The 20,895-nt window shown below is 72.1% G+C and carries 23 protein-coding genes and 1 riboswitch; of the genes, 10 read left to right on the top strand and 13 right to left on the bottom strand.

Annotated features, from left to right (window positions below; translation table 11 throughout):
* Window positions 1-33: 33 nt before the first annotated feature.
* The 4 genes from KV102_RS10135 to KV102_RS10150 are packed head-to-tail and all read right to left on the bottom strand — an operon-like array spanning window position 34 to window position 4,287.
* On the bottom strand, window positions 34-1,419 hold the full coding sequence (locus KV102_RS10135) for a PfkB family carbohydrate kinase (protein ID WP_220346099.1): 1,386 nt from the start codon (window positions 1,417-1,419) through the stop codon (window positions 34-36).
* Entirely contained in the window at window positions 1,416-2,015 is a 600-nt protein-coding gene (locus KV102_RS10140; protein ID WP_220346100.1) for an SIS domain-containing protein, read from the bottom strand. The genes KV102_RS10135 and KV102_RS10140 overlap by 4 nt, the downstream gene beginning before the upstream one ends.
* A complete protein-coding gene (locus KV102_RS10145) occupies window positions 2,012-3,211 on the bottom strand; it encodes a glycosyltransferase (RefSeq protein WP_220346101.1) in 1,200 nt (399 codons plus the stop codon). Before KV102_RS10145 ends, KV102_RS10140 begins: the two co-directional genes overlap by 4 nt.
* A complete protein-coding gene (locus KV102_RS10150; protein ID WP_220346102.1) occupies window positions 3,208-4,287 on the bottom strand; it encodes a glycosyltransferase family 9 protein in 1,080 nt (359 codons plus the stop codon). Before KV102_RS10150 ends, KV102_RS10145 begins: the two co-directional genes overlap by 4 nt.
* Window positions 4,288-4,425: 138 nt before the next feature.
* On the opposite strand from KV102_RS10150, the gene KV102_RS10155 reads away from it, so the two are divergent.
* Window positions 4,426-5,346 (top strand): glycosyltransferase family 2 protein, encoded by a 921-nt coding sequence (locus KV102_RS10155; RefSeq protein ID WP_220343467.1) that lies wholly within the window; start codon window positions 4,426-4,428, stop codon window positions 5,344-5,346.
* 102 nt (window positions 5,347-5,448) lie between these two features.
* Entirely contained in the window at window positions 5,449-6,183 is a 735-nt protein-coding gene (locus tag KV102_RS10160; RefSeq protein ID WP_220343468.1) for a GAF and ANTAR domain-containing protein, read from the top strand.
* On the opposite strand, the gene KV102_RS10165 is transcribed toward KV102_RS10160, so the two are convergent.
* The 5 genes from KV102_RS10165 to KV102_RS10185 all read right to left on the bottom strand — a co-directional run bounded on the left by KV102_RS10165 (window position 6,139) and on the right by KV102_RS10185 (window position 10,223).
* On the bottom strand, window positions 6,139-6,609 hold the full coding sequence (locus KV102_RS10165) for a DUF6328 family protein (protein ID WP_220343469.1): 471 nt from the start codon (window positions 6,607-6,609) through the stop codon (window positions 6,139-6,141). The genes KV102_RS10160 and KV102_RS10165 overlap by 45 nt on opposite strands.
* Before the next feature lie 131 nt (window positions 6,610-6,740).
* Window positions 6,741-6,983 carry a CDGSH iron-sulfur domain-containing protein gene (locus KV102_RS10170; protein ID WP_220343470.1) on the bottom strand — a complete coding sequence of 81 codons (243 nt, stop codon included), beginning with the start codon at window positions 6,981-6,983 and terminating at the stop codon, window positions 6,741-6,743.
* Window positions 6,980-8,008, bottom strand: coding sequence for an iron-containing redox enzyme family protein (locus KV102_RS10175; protein WP_220343471.1), 1,029 nt, complete (start codon window positions 8,006-8,008; stop codon window positions 6,980-6,982). Before KV102_RS10175 ends, KV102_RS10170 begins: the two co-directional genes overlap by 4 nt.
* A gap of 346 nt (window positions 8,009-8,354) precedes the next feature.
* Complete coding sequence (locus tag KV102_RS10180; protein WP_220343472.1) at window positions 8,355-9,530, bottom strand: AI-2E family transporter; 1,176 nt, start codon at window positions 9,528-9,530, stop codon at window positions 8,355-8,357.
* An 18-nt stretch (window positions 9,531-9,548) separates the two neighbouring features.
* Entirely contained in the window at window positions 9,549-10,223 is a 675-nt protein-coding gene (locus KV102_RS10185; RefSeq protein WP_308289437.1) for a uracil-DNA glycosylase, read from the bottom strand.
* A 152-nt stretch (window positions 10,224-10,375) separates the two neighbouring features.
* Here KV102_RS10185 and KV102_RS10190 point away from each other — a divergent pair, with 152 nt between their 5' ends.
* The 3 genes from KV102_RS10190 (at window position 10,376) to KV102_RS10200 (ending at window position 13,130) form a co-directional block, all read left to right on the top strand.
* Complete coding sequence (locus tag KV102_RS10190) at window positions 10,376-10,882, top strand: RNA polymerase sigma factor (protein ID WP_220343474.1); 507 nt, start codon at window positions 10,376-10,378, stop codon at window positions 10,880-10,882.
* Window positions 10,879-11,823 carry a hypothetical protein gene (locus KV102_RS10195; RefSeq protein WP_220343475.1) on the top strand — a complete coding sequence of 315 codons (945 nt, stop codon included), beginning with the start codon at window positions 10,879-10,881 and terminating at the stop codon, window positions 11,821-11,823. The genes KV102_RS10190 and KV102_RS10195 overlap by 4 nt, the downstream gene beginning before the upstream one ends.
* Before the next feature lie 98 nt (window positions 11,824-11,921).
* Window positions 11,922-13,130: an MFS transporter gene (locus tag KV102_RS10200; RefSeq protein ID WP_220343476.1), complete on the top strand. Its 1,209-nt coding sequence runs from the start codon at window positions 11,922-11,924 to the stop codon at window positions 13,128-13,130.
* A gap of 4 nt (window positions 13,131-13,134) precedes the next feature.
* Here the strand turns inward: KV102_RS10200 and KV102_RS10205 are convergent, their stop codons facing one another.
* Genes KV102_RS10205 through KV102_RS10215 form a run of 3 tightly spaced genes read right to left on the bottom strand, consistent with a single transcriptional unit; the run spans window position 13,135 to window position 16,323 of the window.
* Window positions 13,135-13,725 (bottom strand): GNAT family N-acetyltransferase, encoded by a 591-nt coding sequence (locus KV102_RS10205; RefSeq protein ID WP_220343477.1) that lies wholly within the window; start codon window positions 13,723-13,725, stop codon window positions 13,135-13,137.
* A 52-nt stretch (window positions 13,726-13,777) separates the two neighbouring features.
* Window positions 13,778-15,253 (bottom strand): trehalose-6-phosphate synthase, encoded by a 1,476-nt coding sequence (locus KV102_RS10210; protein WP_220343478.1) that lies wholly within the window; start codon window positions 15,251-15,253, stop codon window positions 13,778-13,780.
* A gap of 53 nt (window positions 15,254-15,306) precedes the next feature.
* Window positions 15,307-16,323, bottom strand: coding sequence for a Gfo/Idh/MocA family protein (locus KV102_RS10215; protein ID WP_220343479.1), 1,017 nt, complete (start codon window positions 16,321-16,323; stop codon window positions 15,307-15,309).
* A gap of 89 nt (window positions 16,324-16,412) precedes the next feature.
* Between KV102_RS10215 and KV102_RS10220 the strand changes: the two genes are divergently transcribed.
* From KV102_RS10220 to KV102_RS10240, 5 genes are all read left to right on the top strand, one after another.
* Window positions 16,413-16,766, top strand: coding sequence for a DUF3263 domain-containing protein (locus KV102_RS10220; protein ID WP_220343480.1), 354 nt, complete (start codon window positions 16,413-16,415; stop codon window positions 16,764-16,766).
* Between the two features lie 9 nt (window positions 16,767-16,775).
* Complete coding sequence (locus KV102_RS10225) at window positions 16,776-17,324, top strand: LytR C-terminal domain-containing protein (protein WP_220343481.1); 549 nt, start codon at window positions 16,776-16,778, stop codon at window positions 17,322-17,324.
* 119 nt (window positions 17,325-17,443) lie between these two features.
* Entirely contained in the window at window positions 17,444-18,292 is an 849-nt protein-coding gene (gene otsB / locus KV102_RS10230) for a trehalose-phosphatase (RefSeq protein WP_220343482.1), read from the top strand.
* 72 nt (window positions 18,293-18,364) lie between these two features.
* A riboswitch (SAM riboswitch) is annotated at window positions 18,365-18,506 on the top strand.
* Between the two features lie 9 nt (window positions 18,507-18,515).
* The gene (gene thrC, locus KV102_RS10235) at window positions 18,516-19,790 is read left to right on the top strand and encodes a threonine synthase (protein ID WP_220343483.1); all 1,275 of its coding nucleotides are present in this window, start codon (window positions 18,516-18,518) and stop codon (window positions 19,788-19,790) included.
* Window positions 19,791-19,803: 13 nt separating this feature from the next.
* Window positions 19,804-20,079: a MoaD/ThiS family protein gene (locus KV102_RS10240; protein WP_220346103.1), complete on the top strand. Its 276-nt coding sequence runs from the start codon at window positions 19,804-19,806 to the stop codon at window positions 20,077-20,079.
* Between the two features lie 27 nt (window positions 20,080-20,106).
* On the opposite strand, the gene KV102_RS10245 is transcribed toward KV102_RS10240, so the two are convergent.
* Window positions 20,107-20,892 (bottom strand): thiazole synthase, encoded by a 786-nt coding sequence (locus KV102_RS10245; RefSeq protein WP_308290291.1) that lies wholly within the window; start codon window positions 20,890-20,892, stop codon window positions 20,107-20,109.
* Window positions 20,893-20,895 lie beyond the last annotated feature (3 nt).

Raw genomic sequence — 20,895 nt, forward strand, 5'->3', positions numbered from 1 at the left:
TTCTCCTCTCGTGGACGTTCGTCCGGATGCCGCTCAGGCGTTCCGGTTGGCGGCCGCGACCAGACCGGTCGTGGAGCGCCCGCTCAGGTAGGGGAGCACCATGCTCCGACCGCCCCACCGGTCCAGGACCTGCTGCTCGGGCAGCGGTCCGCCGGCGTAGTCGCCGCCCTTGACCCACAGGTCGGGTCGGATCTCCTGCAACGCGGCGTCCGGCCGGTCCTCCTCGAAGACGACGACGGCGTCCACGCAGGCCAGCGACGCGAGCACGCGCGCCCGGTCGCGGGCCGGGACCAGCGGTCGGCCCGGGCCCTTGAGCCCGCGGACGGAGGCGTCGGAGTTGAGCAGCACGACGAGGCAGTCACCCAGCCGGCGTGCAGCCTGGAGGGTGGCCACGTGGCCGGCGTGCAGCAGGTCGAAGCACCCGCCGGTGGCGACGACGACACCGCCGCCTGCGCGGACCCGGGCGACGGTGTCGCGCGCCGTGGAGCCGTCGTGGTGGGACGGGACGTCGTCCGAGGGTGTCGGAGTGGCGTCGGCGCCGTACGCCGTCGCCCCGCCCGCGGCGACGAAGCCTGCCGCCGCCCGGGCGGCGTGCTCGACGGCCTCGGACATCAGGTCACCCCGCGCGAGCCGTACGGTCGCCGAGGCAGCGAACCTGTCGCCAGCGCCGCACGTGTCCTCGCCTCGGACGGGGTCGACGACGAACACCGCGGGCGGCGCGTCGCCCTGGACCAGGAGCGCGCCGCGCTCCCCGAGCGTCACGGCGAGCGCGCGGGTGCCCAGCCGCTCGCGCACCCGGCGGGCGGCGTCTCCGACCTCGCCGATCCCTGTCGGCTCACTGCCGTCGAGCCGTGCCAGCTCGCTCTGGTTCGGCAGGCACAGCCACGTGTTGTCAGCCGGCCTCCCGCCACGCGGGTGCGGGTCCCAGACGACCGGGACCCGCTCGGCGGCCCGGGCGACGAGCTCCCGCAGAGCGGGAAGGGATGTCAGCCCGCGGCCGTAGTCGGCGACGAGCACGGCGTCGGCGGCACTCACGGCGGCCTCCAGGTCGGCGGGCGGCGTCTCCCAGCTGCCGCTCGTGCCGCCGGTGTCCAGCCGCACGAGCACCTGACCGGCGGCCAGGACGCGCCGCTTCACGGGCGTCCCCCCGTCGGACGGCAGGGCTACGACCTCCACCTCCGGCGGGAGAAGGGCACGAAGACGGTCGGCGTCGGCGTCGTTGCCGAGCGGTGTCGCGAGGACGACGCGCGCACCGTCGGAGGCGGCGAGGGCCGCGGCAAGCGCGGCGCCGCCGGGGCGCGGTCGCTCGACCGGGTCGTCGACGACGGCCACCGGTGCGTCGGGGGACAACCGCGAGGCCCGCCCGTCGAGGTCGACGTCGAGCATGGCCTCCCCGACGACCAGCACGCGCGGCGTCACCGCTGCGCCTCGTCGTCGACCCGGCCCGACGAGTCGCTCTCTGCGAGGCGCTCATCGAACGCCTCGCAGAGGAGGTGCAGCGCGACCAGGTGCATCTCCTGGACCGTGGCGGTCGACTTCGCGTCGATGGCCACCACCGCGTCCGCCACCTCGGCGAGGGGGTTCGGGGCGGGCCCGGTCAGGGCCCAGACGTCCAGACCGCAGGCCCGGGCGCGTTCAGCGGCCGCGACGACGTTGGGGCTGGCGCCGCTGGTCGAGAGCGCGACCAGGATGTCGCCCGGCCGACCGTGCGCCTCGACCTGTCGGGCGAACAGCTCCTCGGGCGGGTAGTCGTTGGTGATGGCGGTCAGGCTGGACGTCTCCGCGCTCAGGCAGATGGCCGAGAACGGACGGCGGTCACCCTGGTAGCGGCCGACGAGCTCAGCGGTCAGGTGCTGGGCCTGCGCGGCGCTCCCGCCGTTGCCGACCGCGAGGAGCCGCCCTCCGGAGGTCAGCATCGGGACCATCGCGGCGCCCCAGGACTCCAGGACCGCGCAGCCCTCGTCGAAGGTGTCGAGCGCCTCTCGCAGGTGGGCGACGTGATCGGTGGTCGTCATCGCGGGACCACCTCTCCACGGCCGGCGACGACCAGGGCCCGCAGCGCCTCCTCCGTCCGCCGGGAGACGTCCTCCCAGGCGTACGCCGCGGCGCGCGCCGCACCGGCGTGGCCGTAGGCCTCGCGTCGGGCCGGGTCGGCGAGGAGGCCCGCCAGCGCCTCGGCGAGCGCTGCCGGGTCGCGCGGCGGGACGAGCTCGCCGGTGACACCGGGCTCGATCGTGTCGAGGAGGCCGCCCACGGCCGTGCCCACGACAGGGCGCCCGCAGGCCATGGCCTCGAGCGGCACGATCCCGAACGGCTCGTACCAGGGTGTCGAGACCACGACGTCGGCGGCGGCGAACACCTCGGGCATCCGCTCTCGAGCGACGCCGCCGTGGAAGACGACGCGGTCCTCGACCTGGTGCTCGGCGGCGATGGAACGAAGTCGCTCGACCTCCGGGTCGAGGTCCAGCCCGTCGCGCGACGGGCCTCCGACGACGTGCAGCTCGACCTCGGGGAGCCGACCCAGGGCAGCGACGACGTCAGCGACTCCCTTGCGCTCGACGAGCCGCCCGACGCTGAGGATCCGCGGACGGATCGGCGACTCCGCCGGGCGGGGTCGGAAGAGACCGGTGTCGACGCCGCACGGGACCACGCGGACACGCGCCGGGTCCGCCCCCATCGCCACCAGCTCCCGCACCTCGTCGGTGCAGGTGGCGACGACGAGGTCCACCGAGCGACAGAGCTCCGCCTCGATGTCGAGGCGGGCGGGAGGGCTCGTGTCGGCGCTGCCCTGATGGCGACGTTTGACCGTGCCGAGCGCGTGGAAGGTCTGGGCCACCGGGATGCCGACGCGTCGCGCGGCCCACGTGGTGGCAGCGCCGCTCATCCAGAAGTGCGCGTGGACCACGTCCGGCGGGTCCTCGTCCCAGCGCTGGCCCAGGTAGGCGGCGAAGTCCTCCATGAACGGCCACAGGTCGTCCTTCGGCACTTCCGTAGGCGGGCCGGCAGGGACGTGCTCCACGACGTAGCCGCTCGGCGTGAGGACCCGGTCGGCGAGACGGGGCGAGTCACGGCGGGTGTAGACGACGACGTCGTTGCCACGTGCCGCCAGCCCGGCCGCGAGGGCGTCCACGTGAACGTTCTGACCGCCGGCGTCGACGCCTCCCAGCGTCGCCAGCGGACTCGCATGCTCCGAGACCATCGCGATCCTCATGCGTGTACCTCGTTTTTCCTAGGAGGGGGATTCGTCGCGGCGGATGAGGTGCCGCCGCCGTTCGTCCGTCGCAGCAGCTCTTCGAGCGCCTCCACGACGTCGGTAGCCGTCACCGACCCGAGGCAGGGGTGGTTCGGCACCGGGCACTGCACAGCCCGCGTCCCGCGGCACGGCGCCTGCTGATCACCCAGGACGGCGAGCGGGACACCGTACGGCGCCCACCGGCGCAACGGCACCGTCGGCGCGAAGAGCGAGACGACGGGTGTGCGGGTCGCGGCTGCGAGGTGGGCCGGTCCGGTGTTGGCCACCACGAGAGCGTCGGCACGTGACAGCAGGGCTGCCAGCTGCGCGAGGGTGGTCCGTCCACCGAGGTCGACTCCGCGCGACCCGGCGACGACGGCGGTGAGCTCGCGTTCGGAGGGGCTGCCCGAGACGAGGACACGGTGCCCCGCCTCGTCGAGCGCTCGGACGCAGTCGCGCCACCGCTGCGCGGGCCACGCCCGTGCGGGAGCACTCGTGCCAGGGTGGACGACGACGAACCGGCCTCGGTCGAGTCCTTCGGGGGCCGCAGCCGTGCGGACGCTGAGCAGGCCGTCGTCCCCGACGGGCAGCGCGAAGCCGGCCTGGGTCGCCAGGTGCAGCGCCCGCTCAGCCTCCGGCACGTCCCCGGGCGGCGCCACCCGGTCGTCGAGGAGCGAACCGGGGTAGTCCTCGCTGAAGGCACTGATCCGTCGCACCCCGGCCAGCCTCAACAGGAGTGCGGTCGGGAGGGCCGACTGGTGGAAGGACGTGAACACGACCGCATGGTCGTAGCGACCGGCGAGCATCGTGACGAGCGCGTCGGTCGAGGCCGGATCGACCGCAGGCGGGTCGGCGACGATCCACGGGCAGGACCAGGTGTGGACCTCGTCCACACCGGGAAGGAGACGAGCCGCGTCGGCTCCGGCCGGACCGGTGAGCAGATCGACGGTTCCGCGGGCGGCCATCGCTCGTACGGCCGGCCCGGCGACGAGGACGTCACCCGCACTGTCGAGCCGGACCGCGAGCAGTCTGGAACCGCCTCTGCTGTTGTCCATGGAGGCACGGTTCCCCGGAAGCCGACCGGAGAAACGGTTCTCGGACAAACGCTTCTCCGCGGTGGTCCGCGGCAGATGATCCACGGATCAACCGCCCGTGGATCGATTGCTGTGGTGACCGATGGGCACCGGCCAACCATGACCATGTCACCGGCAGCGCAGCAGCGCCCAGAGACCGACGACCGGGTCACGACCGTCGTAATCACCCGTGACGGCCGAGCCCGACTCGAGAGGTCCCTCGTCCACAACCAGCCCCCGCTCATCGTCGTCGACAACGGCTCGACCGACGGTTCCTCCGACAGGGCCCGTGAGCTCGTTCCCGAAGCACGGGTGATCGAGCTCGACGAGAACACCGGCGCTGTCGCGCGCAACGTCGGCACGCGGGCGGCCACGTCGCGCTACGTGGCGTTCGCCGACGACGACTCGTGGTGGGCTCCGGGCTCGTTGGCGCTCGCCGCCGACGTCATGGACGCCCACCCGTCGATCGGTCTCGTCGCAGCCCGCGTGCTCGTCGGCGAGGACGCGACGCCTGATCCGTTCTGCGACGCGCTGGCCCGCTCACCCCTTCCGCGGACGACCTCCGACCCCGGGACGACGGTGCTCGGGTTCATGGCCTGCGCCGCCGTCGTACGTCGCGACGCGCTCCTCGACGTCGGCGGCTTCGATCCCTTGGTGCAGATCTACGGCGAGGAGGAACGGGTGGCGCTGGACCTCGCCGACGCCGGACACCGTCTGTGCTACCTGGACGACGTCGTCGCCCGCCATGTGCCGGCCCCGGCCAAGGACACCCGCGGCCGCCGGCGACGCCTGGCCCGCAACGACGTCCTCACCGCGGTCATGCGGCTTCCGGCGCGCACCGTGGCGCGGAGGATCGTCCGGCACTCGCGCGCCGGGTGGGCAGAGGTCCTGGGGGTCGTCGACGCGCTCACCCGACTCCCTCAAGCCCTCGCCCTGCGCCGCCCTGTCTGCCCCGAGGTCGAGGTGCAGTCTCGGATCCTCGACCTTGCCGACCGCTCGGCCCTGCGACGGCCGCACCTGACACCGGCGCCGACCCGCTGACACCGCCGGCGAGCCGAGCGAGCGGCCGTCGTTGATCCCGACAACCGCCCGGGACTAGTGTGAGGGTCTCAGCAGTCTTCCTTCCGGAGATGGCGAGACCGTATGGCTGACGACGTCCTCGACCTTCAGGAGCTCACCGACCTCGCAGTCGAGCTGCACGCGGCGGACTCCCCTCGGGCGACCGCCGAGCAGGTCGTCAAGTACCTCTGCGAGCTCCTCGAGATGGACCACGCCGGGGTCGAGATGCTCCGCGCCGGCGGAAACTTCGAGACGGTCGCCGCCACGGCCGACGTCGTCCGTCGTGCCGACGAGCTGCAGCGCGAGCTGGACGAGGGGCCGTGGTACTCCGCGAGTCGAGACCGGACGCTCAGGTCGAACGATCTCGCGCACGAGGCGCGGTGGCCGCGGTGGTGCGCGGCGGTCACGGCGATGGACCTTGTGAGCCTTCTCGCGGTCAGCCTGGTCCACGACGGGCGTCGCATCGGCATGGTGTCGCTCTACTCCGAGAAGCCGCGGTTCTTCGACGACGACGACGAGGCCCTCGCGCACCTGCTCGCCCGGCATGCGGCGATCGCGTTGGCACGAGCCGAGCAGGAGGTCAACCTCACCATCGCCCTCGACGCACGCAAGCTCGTCGGCCAGGCGCAGGGCATCCTGATGGAGCGGTTCGGCCTCGACGAGCGACGGGCGTTCGAGGTGCTCAAGCGCTACTCCCAGCACCACAACCTCAAGCTGCGGTTCGTCGCCGAGCGGTTCGTCGCCACACGCAGGCTGCCGCCTGCTCCCGAGGCGTCAACGCGTACGCCGGTTGATCAGCGGCAGGCCCACCCAGAGTGATCCGAACACCACCGTGGAGGCGCCGAACGCCCACCACGCCCACACCGGTCCCACGACCACGTCGAACACCAGCCACATCACGCCGGAGACGGTGAAGGCGAAGGCCGTCAGGCCCAGGCTCGCGCACACGTGCGCCGCCGACACGAGCCACAGCCGCTGCCCCTTCCGGAACAGGGCGCGGTGGATGGCCACCGGCGCGACGAGCAGTGCCGTGGCGAGGACCGAGCCGGACAGGACCGCCAGGTAGACGAGCTCCTGGCCGTGAGACAGCTCGGCGAAGCGGTTCGTGAACACGACCGTGAGCAGGAACGCGGTGATGATCTGCACACCGGTCTGCACGACTCTCAGCTCTTGGAGGAGCTCACTCCAGTTGCGGGTCAGCCGCTCGTCGAGCGTCTCGCCCTGCACGCGCCTCTCTTCAGGCATGGAGGTCCTCGTCTCCGGGATCGTCGGTTCCCTCCACCCTGCGGGACGCGACCGGTTGGCGGCAAGGGCCGCGATGACTGTCGGCACGCGCTGCGGCGCCGAGTCGGCCGGGCCTCGTCGTGCGCGAGGTCTCACCGATCCGATCGAGGCAGCTTCCTGGGTGCGCCGGCGCCACGCGCGAGCTTGTGGGTGCCGTCGCACCAGGGCTCGCGTCCCGTCCGTCCGCACCGGCAGAAGGCGACCACAGGCCTGTCCACCGTCTGCTGCGCGTCGGTGACGACCACGTCGACCGCAGGGACGTCGCTGCGGATGAGGGCAGGGCCTCCCGGGCAGAGCACCACCTCGGGACGGGGCCGGCCGAGCGAGCCGCTCACCGGGCCGCCTCCAGCTGGTCGGGCGTGTGGGCGCCGTCCCAGCGGGCCATCAGGCTCTCGGACTGATAGCGGTCGAGGACGAGGCACGCGGCCGCACCGAAGACGACGTCGCGCACGGAGACGTCACCGGAGTCGACGAGCGTGCCGCAGATCTCGCGGGCGGCGAGCTGCTCGTGGACGGCGTCGGCCTCGACGTGCTCGTCGTAGTAGCGCGCAGCGTCGTCGCTGAACCCCGTACGACGGAGGCCAGCGGCGATCCTGCGGCAGGGGATGGAGCTCGTCGCCTCGAAGGCGGCGAGATGGCCCATCGCCACCCCGCGGAGGCGCCGGTGGAGGCACAAGAGCGACATGGCGTTCGTGGCGGCGAGGGTGGGTCCGTCGGCCTCCTCGATGTAGGCGCCGTACGCGTCGTCGAGCCCGGCCTCACGAAGGGTGACCGCGAACAGCTCGTGGTGCAGGAACCCGGGGCGTCCGCCGCCGTACTCGTCGTACTGCAGCTCCACCAGGTGAGCCTTGGCGGGACCGGTGAGTCGGGGGATGACGAACGTGTGGGGGTCGGACTCCTTGAGGTGGTAGATGCTGCGTTGACGCAGGAAGTCGCGCACGTGGTCGGGCGTCGCCTCCTTGCGGATGAAGCGGGACAGGTCCGGCCCCTCGTCGAAGCCGTCGGTGAGAGCAAAGATCTTGTCGGCGACGTCACCCTCGACCGCGAGGGTCCGGCTCACCCATCCCTCGGTCACGTCACGCAGCCACTGCTCGAACGGGCGCTCGAGCACCGTACGGAGGCCCGCGATCTCGGGAGCCCACTCCCACCGGTCATCGACGTCGTCGAAGCCACGGAAGCTCAGCTCGTAGATCATCCAGAGGCTCAGCTGGAGGTCCTCGTCGTGCAGCACCGAGTCGGGAGGAACCGACGAGGCGTGACCTTCCGTAGCGGTCTCGAGGTCGTCGATCTCCTCGACCCCGTCGAGGAGGAGGCGACGCAGGCGGGCGCTCAGCGGCCCGCGGGGTCGGGGAAGAAGCATCAGGCGGTCTCCTGCGTGGCTGTCAGTGTGGGTTCGCTGTCACTCGGGTCGCGTCACGGGGTCACCGTGGTGACGGCCGAGGCGAGCGTCGGGAGCGGAGCGCAACCGTGCGTGGTGACGGGTTGGAGCTCGCCGCGGCAGTTCCGCGGGATCCGTACATGGGCACACCTCCTGCGCCCTGAAGTACCCGGCAGCCGCTCCCCGCAAACGCTTCGCGGGGGTGCTCGCTCAGGGTGGGAGGAACGGAGAAGTCACCGCCACGAGAGTCGTACGCGTACCGAGCACGCCCTCGATTCTCCCACCCGCCGCAGGGGTGCGCAGACCGCCGCGGGCGCCTCGGCCACGCTCAGGCCGGTGTCGGCTCCGCTCCCGGGTCGCGCGGGGACGGGTCACCGGTGGCGGGCTCGCCGGGCGTCGCATCCCCCGGACCGGGGTCGTCCGGGGGATCCGACGGCTCCCCCGACCGCAGGGCGATCTGCTCGTTGACGTAGCGGAGCACCGCGGCGGCGGTCGCCACGGCCGGTACGGCGAGGAACGCGCCGGTGATCCCGAACAACGAGCTGCCGGCGGTGATCGCCAGCAGCACGATCGCCGCCTGCAGGTCCATCGCCTTGCCCTGGAGCCAGGGCGAGAGCACGTTGCCCTCGAGCTGCTGGACGGCGACGATCACCAGGAGCATGATGACGGCGTCGCGGAAGTCGTTGGTCACCAGCGTGACCAGCACGGCGAGCGCGCCGGTGACGAAGGCACCCACGATCGGGATGAACCCGCCGAAGAACACGATGACGGCGAGCGGCACCGCCAGGGGGACGTCGAGGACCACCAGCCCGATGCCGATGAACACCGCGTCGACGAACGAGACGAGCGCCTGGGTGCGGATGAACCCGCCGAGGGTGTCCCAGGCGCGGCTGCCGGCCTCGCTCAGGTGGGTCCCGGCGCGTCCTCCCAGGGTCCGGCGCATCCAGGGGAGGAACTTGTGGCCGTCCTTGACGAAGAAGAACGTCAGCATCAGCACCAGGACGGTGTTGACGAGCACGTTGGTCGCTGCGCCCAGGGTGGACAGCGCGCCGGCACTGATGACGTCGGCGCTGTCGCGGAGCTTGTCCTGCAGCGACTCGATCGCGTTGTCGAGCTGGTTCTCAGTGACCCCGAGCGGGCCATCCTGGACCCAGTCCTGGATCGCCTGCAGACCTCGCGCGCCCTCGGCGGCGATGTCCCCGACCTGTCCCGCGACCTGCGGCGCGAGGACGGCGACCACGCCGGTCAGGACCGCGAGGAAGCTCAGCACCACGATCACGGCTGCCACCGCCGCGGGCACCCCCCGCCCTCGCAGCCAGGCCGCCGGCGGCCCCAGGAGGGTGGTCACGATGAGGGCGAGCATGACCGGGTAGCCGATCATCCAGAACTTGCCGACGATCCAGCCCAGGATGTACAGGCCGATCGCGATGGCGATCAGCTGCCAGGACCATCGCGCGAGCGTGCTGTAGCCACTGGCGAGGACTGCGGAGCGGTCTCGGGTCACGGGATCGAGGCTAGGGCATCAGGGCAGTCGCCAGTCGACAGGCGCACTGCCGAGAGACGAGAGCGCCCCGTTGACCCGGCTGAACGGACGGGAGCCGAAGAAGCCTCGTGACGCCGAGAGCGGGCTCGGGTGCGGGGAGGCAACCACGGGGGTGTCTCCGAGCCACGGTTGCAGGGACTGGGCGTCACGGCCCCACAGCAGCGCGACCAGAGGCTGGTCCCGCGCGACGAGCGCCTTGATCGCCTGCTCGGTGACGGCCTCCCAGCCCTTGCCGCGGTGACTCGCGGGGCGACCAGGCTCGACGGTCAGGACCCTGTTGAGGAGGAGGACACCCTGCTTCGCCCACGGTGTCAGGTCGCCGGAGGTGGGCTCGGGGATGCCGAGGTCGGTCCGCATCTCGGCGAAGATGTTCATCAGGCTGCGCGGCACGGGCCGTACGTGGGGAGCGACCGAGAACGAGAGCCCGACGGCGTGCCCCGGTGTCGGGTAGGGGTCCTGTCCGACGACGAGCACCTTGACCGAGGCCATCGGCTCGGCGAAGGCGCGCAGCACCTTGCTTCCCTCGGGGAGGTAGCTTCGGCCGGCCGCGATCTCCGCCCGGAGGAAGTGCCCCATCGCTGTCACCTGCGGGGCGACGGGTTCGAGGGCCTCGGCCCAGTCGGGGGCGACGAGCTCGGTCAGGGGCGCTGGCACGGTCGCCAGCGTAGTGGTGTCACCGCAACGACAGGACGAGCACCGCCGTCCCGACTCAGGACGACCCCGCCGACGACGAGGTTGCGGGTCTCGCCGCGGGTCGGCTCCACCTGCAACACATCGGTCTCCATGAGCGTCCATGATGTGTGACCATGACGGGCTCTCCTCCGCTGACGGACGCCGACGCGTTCGTCCGCCAGCACGCCACGTGGCTGGTCCGTCTCGCCTACCTCCTCTCCGGCTCGCGCGAGGACGCGCTCGACCTCGCGCAGGAGACGTGCGAGAGGCTGTGGCGCTCGTGGCCGGTGGTCTCCGCCGCCGACGACCCGCAGGCGTACGTCGCCACGATCATGGCCAACCTCCAGCGCAGCCGTTGGCGGCGCCGCCGACCGCACGAGGTCACGTACGACGCTGCCCTCCACGTCGATCCCGGCAGCGGTGTCGGCATCGAGGATGTCGACGCGCTGCGGCGCGGCCTCGACCGGCTGACCGATCGACAACGCAAGGCGATCGTGCTCCGCTACTGGGTCGACCTCGACGACGCGACGATCGGCGAGGCGCTCGACTGCCGACCGGCGACCGTCCGCAGCCTGCTCGCGCGAGGCATCGCACGGTTGCGCGACGACCTCGCCGACCCCGACGAAGGGCCCACGGCATGAACGACGACGATCTTCGGCAACGCCTCGACGCCGTGGCGGACCGGGCTCCCGACGGAGACGAGCTGCTCGACCGCATCGCCGCGCGACGCCGTACCGGGCGGCTCCCCGGTCCTCCGCCGACCCGCAGCAGGAGGGTCGCCCCGCTGCTCGCGGCGGCGGCCTGCGCGGCACTGGTCCTCGCGGTCGCGTTCGTGCCGTCGCTCCTCGGGGGCTCGGCGAGCGACGACGATCTGTCGCGGCCCTCCGACGCCGGGCGTTCTGACACCGTGCCTTCGGCCGTCGCGACGCCCTCGGCTCTCCCGCTCGCGGAGATGATGGACCAGGGGGTCCGTCCGGTCGGACGGGGCCGCATCGTGATCGACGTCCCGGTGTCGTGGAGGTCGGTGCAGCCGCAGTGCGACGAACCCGTCGTCGACGGCTACTTCTTCACCGTCGGGGTCTTCCGCGCCTGTCACTCGTCCAGACCTGCCGGCATCACGACAGTGCAGCTCGACTCGCTGGTGGCGACCGGCGGGTCGTCGCGTGACCCCCGGCCGACGTCGCGCCTCGACGGAGTCCCCTACGGCGTGGCACGGTCGACCAGGGCGGGCGTCACGACGGCCGTCGTGGTCGTGCCCGCGCACGACGTCCGCCTCACGGTCCGCGGCCCCGCCGGCTCGGTCGAGCTGCTGATCTCGACGCTGCGCGTGCTGCCGCCCGACCAGGTCGCCGTCCCCCAGCTGGGCGCGGGAGTCAGTGGCGGGGCGGGCGGTCACTCCGCGCTGCCCACCGTGCGCGAGATGCGGCGCCGGCTCGCGCGTGTCGGCCTCGAGCTGGACGTGGTGACGCGGGACGGCGCGACCTCGACGCGCTTCGCGCAGGCGCGGGTCACCCCACGAGCGGGATCCGTCGTCGACGTCGGATCCTCGGTGCTCGTGGAGCTCGAGGGCGTCCCGCGTTAGCCCGCTGCGGCCGCCGGTTAGACTTGACGGGTTCAGGGTTCCTGGTGCGTTCTGGTGGAGGGTAGGCGCGCCAGTGTCGCCCTACCCTGAGGAACCCGTTGTCCCCGATCACCGCGTACCGTCGACTCTTCTCGCTCGTCGGCCCCGTGTACGTCCTCGTCGCCTTCCTGGGGCGGCTGCCGCTGGCCATGAGCCAGATGGGCACGCTCCTGCTCGTGTCGTCCGCGACCGGCGCCTACACCCTCGGCGGGCTCGCCGCGGGCGCCCTGGCCGTCGCCAACGCCGTCGGATCGCCGATCGCCGGTGCCCTCGCCGACCGCATCGGACAGCGTCCCGTCGTTCTTGCGCAGTCCTTCGTCGGTAGCGCCGGCCTCGCCGCGATCGTGATCCTCGCCCAGGGCGGAGCCGGCGGAGGCTGGCTGATCGCCGTCGCCGGGCTCACCGGCGCCGCGATGCCGCAGGTCGGCCCGCTGGCGCGTGTCCGCTGGCGGCCCATCACCGGCCGGGCGGGCCGCGAGTCGCCTCAGCTCGTGGACGCGGCATTCTCCTACGAGGGTGCGGCCGACGAGGCGTCGTTCGTCCTCGGCCCGGCACTCGTCGGTGCCGTCGCGGTGCTGATCGACCCCGCCGGCGCTCTGCTCGTGGCGGCCGGCCTGCTCGTGGTGTTCGGTGGATGGTTCGCCCTGCATCCGACGGCCGCGCTCGTGCGCGGGTCCAGGGTCGGGCACGCCGCGAAGGCCGGCATCGTGTCCGCGGCGTTCGTCATCCTGGTCGGGGCGCAGCTCCTGGTGGGCGTGCTGTTCGGGTCGATCCAGACCGGGGCGACGGCGCTCGCGACCGCCGAGGGCTTGCCCGGGGTGTCCGGGCTCATCCACGCGACGCTGGGGGTGGGTTCGGTCATGGCGGGTCTGTCGATGGCGTGGGTGCCGGCCCGGATCGGCTTCGACAAGCGCATCCTCGTCGCGGCGGCGGCGCTCGCCGTCCTCTCGGCGCCGCTCGTGCTCGTCTCGAGCATCGCCGGCATGGTCGCCGTCGTGCTGGTGCTCGGCTTCGCGGTCGCCCCGTACATGATCAGCAACTTCACCCTCTGCGAGCGCATCGTCCCCCTCAGCCGGGTCGGCCAGGCGATGACCCTGCTGGCCGGTGCCACCGGCATCGGGTACGCGATCGGGTCGACGGTCGCCGGGAGGCTCGCGGACCTCGGCGGCTACGCGCCCGCGCTCGGCGTCACCATCACCGCGGCGTGGCTCGCGCTGATCCTCGCCCTCGCCGGACAGCGCATCCTGGGCGCCGCCCCGCACCGCTGACGACTCAGCGGGTGAGTGCGCTCCGGAGCGTGTCGCGGACCTCGGGCCAATCGTCGTCGACGACGCTGTAGAGCACCGTGTTGCGCCACGACCCGTCCTTGCGGCGCTTGTGCTTGCGCAAGAGCCCTTCGCGGGTCGCCCCCAGTCGCGCGATCGCGGTCTGGGACTGCTCGTTGCGGTCGTCGGTCTCCCACGCGACGCGCACCGCGCCCAGCGTGTCGAAGGCGTGGGTCAGCAGCATGAGCTTCGCCTCGGTGTTGATGCCGGTGCGCTGAAACCGCTCCCCGAGCCAGGTGCCGCCGATGATCAGCGACCTGCGCTCGGGGCTGATCTCGTAGTACGTCGTAATCCCCGCCAGCTCCCCGGACTTCGTGTCGACCTGGGCCCAGGCGTTCGTGTCGGGCGTCGCGAGGTAGCGCGCGATCACCTCGGCGGCCTCAGCCTGCGTCGTAGGCCGGTCGAAGGACATCCACGAGAAGACGTCGTCGTCATCGGCGGCTGCCAGCACGCCCTGGGCGTGGTGCGGGCGCAGCTGCGTGAGGGTGACGTGATCGCCGAACATGTCCTGGGCTTCGTACCACTGACTCGGTCGCATGCGTCGACCCTAACGAAGAGCGCACCTCGGGAGGCGGGTCGACGTCTGGTCCTCAGCCGACCGGACGTGTCCTCTTGCCGTGAGGCTCGCGGATGGTCTCCAGGTCCTCGAGGAAGTTCTGGGCCCACTTGTCGATGTCGTGCTCCATGACCTGGCGGCGCATGGCACGCATCCGCTTCGCCTTCTCCCTCGGCGGGTCGGTGATGGCCTTGAGCATGGTGGCCTTCATGCCGTTGATGTCGTACGGGTTGACGAGGTAGGCCTGCTTGAGCTCGGCGGCGGCTCCGGCGAACTCACTCAGCACGAGCGCCCCGGTCTCCTCGTACCGGCAGGCGACGTACTCCTTCGCCACCAGGTTCATCCCGTCGCGCAGAGGCGTCACGACCATCACGTCGGCCGCGCGGTAGAGCGCCGCCATCTCGTCGCGCGGGTAGGAGGAGTGGAGGTAGGTGATCGGGGGCTGCCCGATGCGGCCGACGTCGCCGTTGATGCGTCCGACCAGGCGGTCGATCTCGTCGCGGAGGCGGCGGTACTGGTCGACCCGCTCTCGCGAGGGCGGTGCCACCTGGACGAACACCGCGTCCGCCGGGTCGAGGAGTCCTTCCTGGGCCAGCTCGCCAAAGGCGCGGAGCCGCTGGGGCATGCCCTTGGTGTAGTCGAGGCGGTCGACGCCGAGCAGCACGAACTTGGGGTTGCCGAGGCTGGCTCGGATCTCGTCGGCGCGCGCCTGGGTCGAGGGACGGCGGGCCAGCTCCTCGTAGGCGTTGGAATCGATCGAGATCGGGAACGCCTTGGCCATGACCGTGCGGCCGTCGTCGAGATAGATCGTGTCGCGGTGGGTCTTGTTGCCGACGCGCATGCGGACGAGGCGGACGAAGTTCTGGGCGGCGCCGGTCGTCTGGAAGCCGATCAGGTCCGCGCCGAGCAGGCCTTCGAGGATCCGTCGCCGCCACGGGAGCTGGGTGAAGAGCTCCGCCGGCGGGAACGGCACGTGCAGGAAGTAGCCGATCCGCAGGTCCGGCCGCAGCTCACGCAGCATCTGAGGGACGAGCTGGAGCTGGTAGTCCTGAACCCAGACGACCGCGTCCTTCTCGGCGATCGCCGCCGCGTACTCCGCGAAGCGGTGGTTGACGGCCACGTAGGAGTCCCACCACTCACGGTGGAACTCCGGGGTCGCGATGACGTCGTGGTAGAGCGGCCAGAGGGTGGCGTTGGACATCCCCTCGTAGTACTCCTCGACCTCCTGCGCCCTGATCGGGAGCGGAACCAGCTGGATGCCTTCGAGGTCGAACGGCTCGAGCTCCTCGTCGGCCGCACCGGTCCAGCCGATCCATGCTCCGCCCTGCTTGCGCAGGACGGGCTCGAGCGCGGTGACGAGGCCGCCGGGGGAGGTGCGCCAGGTGGTGGACCCGTCAGGCGTCTGCACGCGGTCGACCGGCAGGCGGTTGGCGACGACGACGAACGACGCTGAGTCCTCGTGTCCTCGCAGGCTCTTCGCTACCGGGCTCGAACCGCGCGCGTGACTCATGGGACGACCCTATCGGCGAATCCGCAGGGGCGGCAGACGACCAGGCACCGGGATCACCCGGTGGTCGCGCCGACCTGCTCCCGGATCTCGTCCATGATCGCGAGGATGTCCACCGTCTCGTCGAGCGGCAGCAGCGGCGACTCCGTCAGACCTTCGCGGAGGCAGCGGCCGACCTCGATGATCTCGTGGGCGTACCCCGCGCCGATGAGGGGCTCGGCGATCTCGTCGGCCTCCCAGTTCCGGGCGTAGGTGAACGACTGCGGGTGGTGGAACGGCGACGGGAGCTCCAGCCGCCCTCCGTCCCCGGCCACCGAGGCGCGGGTGTCGGGCCACCCGGTCTGGGTCCAGCTGATCGAGGCGATCGCGCCACCGTCGAAGCGCAGGGTCGCGCCCCCGGCGAGGTCGACGCCGAGGTCGCTCAGCGTGGCGACCGCCCGGACCTCGACGGGCCGGCCGAGGATCAGGTACGCGAACGTCAGCGGGTAGATGCCGACGTCCAGCAGAGCGCTGGCCCCGAGCGCGGGGTCCCACAGCCGCGCCTTGTCGCGGGGGGCGACGAAGCCGAGGTCGGCCCGGACGTGCGTGACCGTGCCGCACGCTCCTTCGGCGGCCATCGCGCGAAGCCGCCGGATGTTGGGGTTGGTCCGCATCCACATCGCCTCGGCGAAGAACAGCCCGCGTCGCCGGGCCTCGTCGACCAGGAGCCGGGCCGAGGGGGCGTCGAGCGTCAGCGCCTTCTCGCACAGCACCGCCTTGCCGGCCTCGAAGCACGCGAGCACGTCCTCGGTGTGGCGACCGTGCGGCGTGGCGACGTAGACCACGTCCACGTCGCCGTCGGCGAGCAGCTCGGCGTACGAGCCGTAGGACACCGGACTGGCCTTCTCGTCCGTGTACTGCTCGGCGAAGGCGCGCGCCGGCGGCAGCGAGCGCGAGCCGACCGCGTGCAGGACGGCGCCGTCGACGAGGGCCAGGTCGCGGGCGAACGAGTGGGCGATGTCACCGGTGGCGAGGATGCCCCAGCGCACGGGCGCCGGGGACTCGGCGGACGGGTGCTCGGCGGGAGACGTCATGCTCGCCATCATGGCGGGCAGGCCCGGCGGACCGCCACGCCGGGCGCGGGGAATCCCAACGGTGTCATTCGGCGACCTACGATGGGGGCATGGATCCCGCTCTCTCCTCCCACGATGCCCACGTCACCTCTGCGGACCAGACCGCGGACCAGACCGCGGACGAGACCGCGGACGAGACCGCGGACCGGGCTACGGGGCTGACCGCGCGAGAGGAGCGGGTGCTCGCCTTCGAGCGTGGGTGGTGGAAGTACGCGGGCGTCAAGGAGCAGGCGATCCGAGCGGAGTTCGGCCTCTCGGCGACCCGCTACTACCAGGTGCTCAACGCGCTGATCGACCGCGAGGACGCGCTCGCCCACGATCCCCTCCTGGTCAAGCGGCTTCGGCGGATGAGGGCGAGTCGGCGTCGTTCCCGCTCCGCCCGGCGCCTCGACGCCGATGCCTGAGGAGGACTCGTGACCGAGCCTCGCGTGGACGAACCCTCGACGGAGCCCCGTCCGCGGGTCGCCCAGCGCACGCGTGTCGCACCGCGGTCGATCCCGTCGGTGGCGCTGCTGGGCGCGCTGCTCCTGGTGGCCGTCGCGGCGATCGGCCTTCTCGTCGGCAACGGCGGGGACGACACTCCGACCGCCACCACGCCGTCTCCGACCGCCACCGCCGAGGCCACGCCCGAGCCGACGGCCGAGCCTGTGGCCACGGCAGCGCCGACCTCGGCCGCGCCGGCGACCGCGGAGGTCCCTCGGGCGTTCGTCGAGGTCTTCAACAACTCCGGCGCCACCGGACTCGCCGACTCCACCGCGGCGCGGGTCGAGGACGCCGGCTGGAAGGTCGTCGGGGTCGACAACTGGTACGGACGGATCCCCGAGAGCACCGTGTACTACCCCGCGAAGCTCAAGGAGCAGGCCGAGCGCCTCGCCGCCGACCTGAGGATCGACCGGGTCCGGCCGGCGGTCGAGCCGATGAAGTTCGACCGGCTCACCCTGATCCTGACAGGCGCACCGTAGCCGCACGCGTACTCCCTGGTCTCACTCACGGCCGCCCGGCGGGGCGACGCGAGGTCACCTGCTCGTCGTGAGGCGGAACCCCTCCCGACGCCTGAGGCCGGCCTGGGATGATGGTGGTCATGTCCCTTCCCGTGGTGCTCGAGCCACAGCCCCGCACCGAAGCCGGAGCGGCCGCCCTGGCGGCGCTGCTGGCCGCCCCCGAGCAGGCGATGCTCGCATTCGACTTCGACGGCACGCTGGCCCCGATCGTCGACGACCCTGAGCATGCGCACGCCAGCAAGCGCTCGGTCCACGCGCTCCAGCGCATCGGACCGTGCGTCGGCAAGGTGGCCGTCGTCACCGGACGTCCCGTGCGCACCGCGCTCAGACTGGGTGGCTTCGGCGACCACGACGGCCTGAGCCACCTCACGATCCTCGGCCAGTACGGGGCCGAGAGGTGGGACGCCGACACCGGTGCGGAGTCGGTGCCGCCACCGCCCGCCGCGGTCGCCGAGGTCCGTGCGGCTCTGCCGGCGCTGCTCGACTCGCTCGGTCTTGCCGGCGTCAGGATCGAGGACAAGGGGCGCGCGGTGGTGGTGCACACCCGTCTCCTCGACGATCCCGGTGCGGCCCTCGAGCGCCTGGAGGGACCGGTCGCGGAGCTGGCGCGAGAGCACGGCCTCGCCGCAGAACCCGGACGGTACGTCGTGGAGGTGCGCGACCCGTCCGTCGACAAGGGGGCCGCCCTGCGGACGCTGGTCGCCGAGACCGGACTCCGGACGATCGTCTACGCCGGCGACGACCTCGGTGATATCCCGGCCTACGCGGCGCTCACGGCCATGCGCGACCACGGCGAGGCCGAGGTCATGCTGGTGGCCGTCGCCTCCGACGAGCAGCAGGCCCTGACGCCCCGGGCCGACCTCGTCGTCCACGGGCCCGAGGAGCTCTCGGCCTGGCTCGAGCGGCTCGCGGACGCTCTCGGCTGCTGACCTGCCGGGAGACCACTGTCCGCATATTGGAACGAGTGGACAGTATGTGAGACGCGCACGTACGCTTGGCTCAGCTCATCACGAGGGGCGGAGGGACACGGCCCGACGAAGCCCCGGCAACCACCTGACGTGAGCTCGCGACCCCGCGAGGCCGCCGTCAGGCATGGTGCCAAGTCCGTCCTGTGGCGACAGTCGCGCGCAGGGAAGATGACGAGGAGGCCTCGTGAGCGCGAGCACGCTGCAAACCCCTGATCGTACGAACGCCCGTGACGGCGCCTTCGGCAACGCGACCGGCCTGGTGTGCCGCGCCTGCGGTGCCGGGCAGGAGCTCGGACCCCACTACGCCTGTCTCGAGTGCTTCGGACCGCTCGAGGTCGCGTACGACTTCCCGGCGATCACGCGCGAGCAGATCGAGAGCGGCCCGAAGAGCATCTGGCGCTACCAGTCGCTGCTGCCAGTCCCCGCCGATATCGCGTCCTTCCCCAACACCGACCCCGGCTTCACCCGGCTCGTGAAGGCGGACAACCTCGCCCGTGAGCTCGGCATCAAGACGCTCTGGGTCAAGGACGACTCCGGCAACCCGACCCACTCCTTCAAGGACCGCGTCGTCGCCGTCGCCCTCTCGGCCGCCCGCGAGCTCGGCATGACGGTCCTCGCGTGCCCGTCGACGGGCAACCTCGCCAACGCCGTCGCCGCGGCCGCGGCCCGTGCCGGCATCAAGAGCGTCGTCTTCATCCCGGAGAACCTCGAGCGCCCCAAGATCCTCACGACCGCCGTGTACGGCGGCACGCTGGTCGCCGTGCGCGGCAACTACGACGACGTCAACAAGCTCGCCAGCGAGATCGCCGGCGAGGAGGAGGGCTGGGCGTTCGTCAACGTCAACGTCCGTCCCTACTACGCGGAGGGCTCCAAGACGCTCGCGTACGAGACCGCGGAGCAGCTCGGCTGGCGGCTGCCGGAGCAGGTGGTGATCCCGGTCGCCTCCGGGTCGCAGCTGACCAAGGTCGACAAGGGATTCACCGAGCTCGGCCGGCTCGGCCTGGTCGACCCGACGCCGTACAAGATCTTCGGCGCGCAGGCGACCGGCTGCTCGCCCGTCGCGCAGGCGTTCCGGGAGGGCAACGACGTCGTCCGTCCGGTCAAGCCCGACACGATCGCCAAGTCCCTCGCGATCGGCAACCCCGCCGACGGGCCGTACGTGCTCGACACCTGCCGGCGGACCGGTGGTGCCGTCGAGGACGTCTCCGACGACGAGGTGCGTGACGGCATCCAGCTCCTCGCCCGTACGGAGGGCATCTTCGCCGAGACCGCGGGAGGCGTGACGATCGCGACGCTCAAGAAGCTGCTCGCCGACGGCCGGCTCGACCCCGAGGCGGAGACGGTCGTCTTCAACACCGGCGACGGGCTCAAGACGCTCGACGCCATCGCGGACCGGGTCGGCCCCGCCGCGACCATCGACCCGACCTACACGGCCTTCACCGCCGCGAACCTCGTCTGACCGAGAGGACATCATGAGCGTCTCCGTCCGCATCCCCACGATCCTGCGCACCTACACCAAGGGCGACTCGGAGGTGACCGTCGACGGCGAGACCGTCGCCGGTGTCATCGAGGCCCTGGAGGCGTCGTTCCCCGGGATCAAGGCGCGCGTCGTCGACGAGACCGGCGCGATCCGCCGGTTCGTGAACGTGTACGTCGGCACCGAGGACGTGCGCTTCGCCGACGGGCTCGAGACCTCGGTGCCCGCCGGGCAGCAGGTCTCGATCATCCCGGCGGTCGCCGGCGGCTGACGCCGGACCGGCGGGGGCCCGCCGGCGTCAGGTGCCGACGAGACCGGTTGTCGGGCTGGAGGCCAGGCTCGTCTCGCGTCGGGGGATCCGGCCCGCCCCGTACGCCGTGCGACCGGCGCGCACCGCGCCGGCCATGGCCGACGCCATCGCGGGCGGGTCGCCCGCACGGGTGATCGCGGTCGCGCAGAGCACGGCGTCGCATCCGAGCTCCATCGCGAGTGCGGCGTCGGAGGCGGTGCCGATGCCGGCGTCGAGCACCACCGGGACCGCGACCGCCTCCGCGATCGCGGCGATCGCGCGAGGGTCGGTGACACCGAGGCCGGAGCCGATCGGCGAGCCGAGCGGCATCACGGCCGCGCAGCCGACGTCGGCGAGGCGGCGGGCGGTGACGAGGTCGGTGTTCGTGTAGGCGAGCACCGTGAAGCCCTCGCGCACCAGGGTCTCGGCGGCGTCGAGGAGCTCGACCACGTCGGGCAGCAGCGTCACGTCGTCGGCGACGACCTCCAGCTTCACCCAGGCGGTGCCGAGGGCCTCGCGCGCGAGGTTCGCGGTGAGGACCGCCTCACGCGCGGTGCGACAGCCCGCGGTGTTGGGGAGCAGCCGTGCGCCGTGCTCGCGGACGACGTCGAGGATCGAGCTCGGCGCTCCCGGGTCGACCCGGCGCATCGAGACGGTGACGAGCTCCGTGCCGCTCATCTCCAGGCACCGACGGAGGACAGCGGGGCTCGGAACCCCTCCGGTACCGAGGAACAGCCGGCTCGTGAACGGCACTCCGGCCACGGTGAGCGGGGACGGGTCGGTGGTCGTCAGCACGAC

Source organism: Mumia sp. zg.B53 (assembly GCF_019550935.1).
Classification (GTDB): Bacteria; Actinomycetota; Actinomycetes; order Propionibacteriales; family Nocardioidaceae; genus Mumia.

Coding starts and splice junctions, on each gene's coding strand:
- KV102_RS10140 (WP_220346100.1), bottom strand. CDS start 2,015: ATGACGACCACCGATCACGTCGCCCACCTGCGAGAGGCGCTCGACACC.
- KV102_RS10145 (WP_220346101.1), bottom strand. CDS start 3,211: ATGAGGATCGCGATGGTCTCGGAGCATGCGAGTCCGCTGGCGACGCTG.
- KV102_RS10150 (WP_220346102.1), bottom strand. CDS start 4,287: ATGGACAACAGCAGAGGCGGTTCCAGACTGCTCGCGGTCCGGCTCGAC.
- KV102_RS10155 (WP_220343467.1), top strand. CDS start 4,426: ATGACCATGTCACCGGCAGCGCAGCAGCGCCCAGAGACCGACGACCGG.
- KV102_RS10160 (WP_220343468.1), top strand. CDS start 5,449: ATGGCTGACGACGTCCTCGACCTTCAGGAGCTCACCGACCTCGCAGTC.
- KV102_RS10165 (WP_220343469.1), bottom strand. CDS start 6,609: ATGCCTGAAGAGAGGCGCGTGCAGGGCGAGACGCTCGACGAGCGGCTG.
- KV102_RS10175 (WP_220343471.1), bottom strand. CDS start 8,008: ATGCTTCTTCCCCGACCCCGCGGGCCGCTGAGCGCCCGCCTGCGTCGC.
- KV102_RS10190 (WP_220343474.1), top strand. CDS start 10,376: ATGACGGGCTCTCCTCCGCTGACGGACGCCGACGCGTTCGTCCGCCAG.
- KV102_RS10195 (WP_220343475.1), top strand. CDS start 10,879: ATGAACGACGACGATCTTCGGCAACGCCTCGACGCCGTGGCGGACCGG.
- KV102_RS10205 (WP_220343477.1), bottom strand. CDS start 13,725: ATGCGACCGAGTCAGTGGTACGAAGCCCAGGACATGTTCGGCGATCAC.
- KV102_RS10210 (WP_220343478.1), bottom strand. CDS start 15,253: ATGAGTCACGCGCGCGGTTCGAGCCCGGTAGCGAAGAGCCTGCGAGGA.
- KV102_RS10215 (WP_220343479.1), bottom strand. CDS start 16,323: ATGACGTCTCCCGCCGAGCACCCGTCCGCCGAGTCCCCGGCGCCCGTG.
- KV102_RS10220 (WP_220343480.1), top strand. CDS start 16,413: ATGGATCCCGCTCTCTCCTCCCACGATGCCCACGTCACCTCTGCGGAC.
- otsB (WP_220343482.1), top strand. CDS start 17,444: ATGTCCCTTCCCGTGGTGCTCGAGCCACAGCCCCGCACCGAAGCCGGA.
- KV102_RS10240 (WP_220346103.1), top strand. CDS start 19,804: ATGAGCGTCTCCGTCCGCATCCCCACGATCCTGCGCACCTACACCAAG.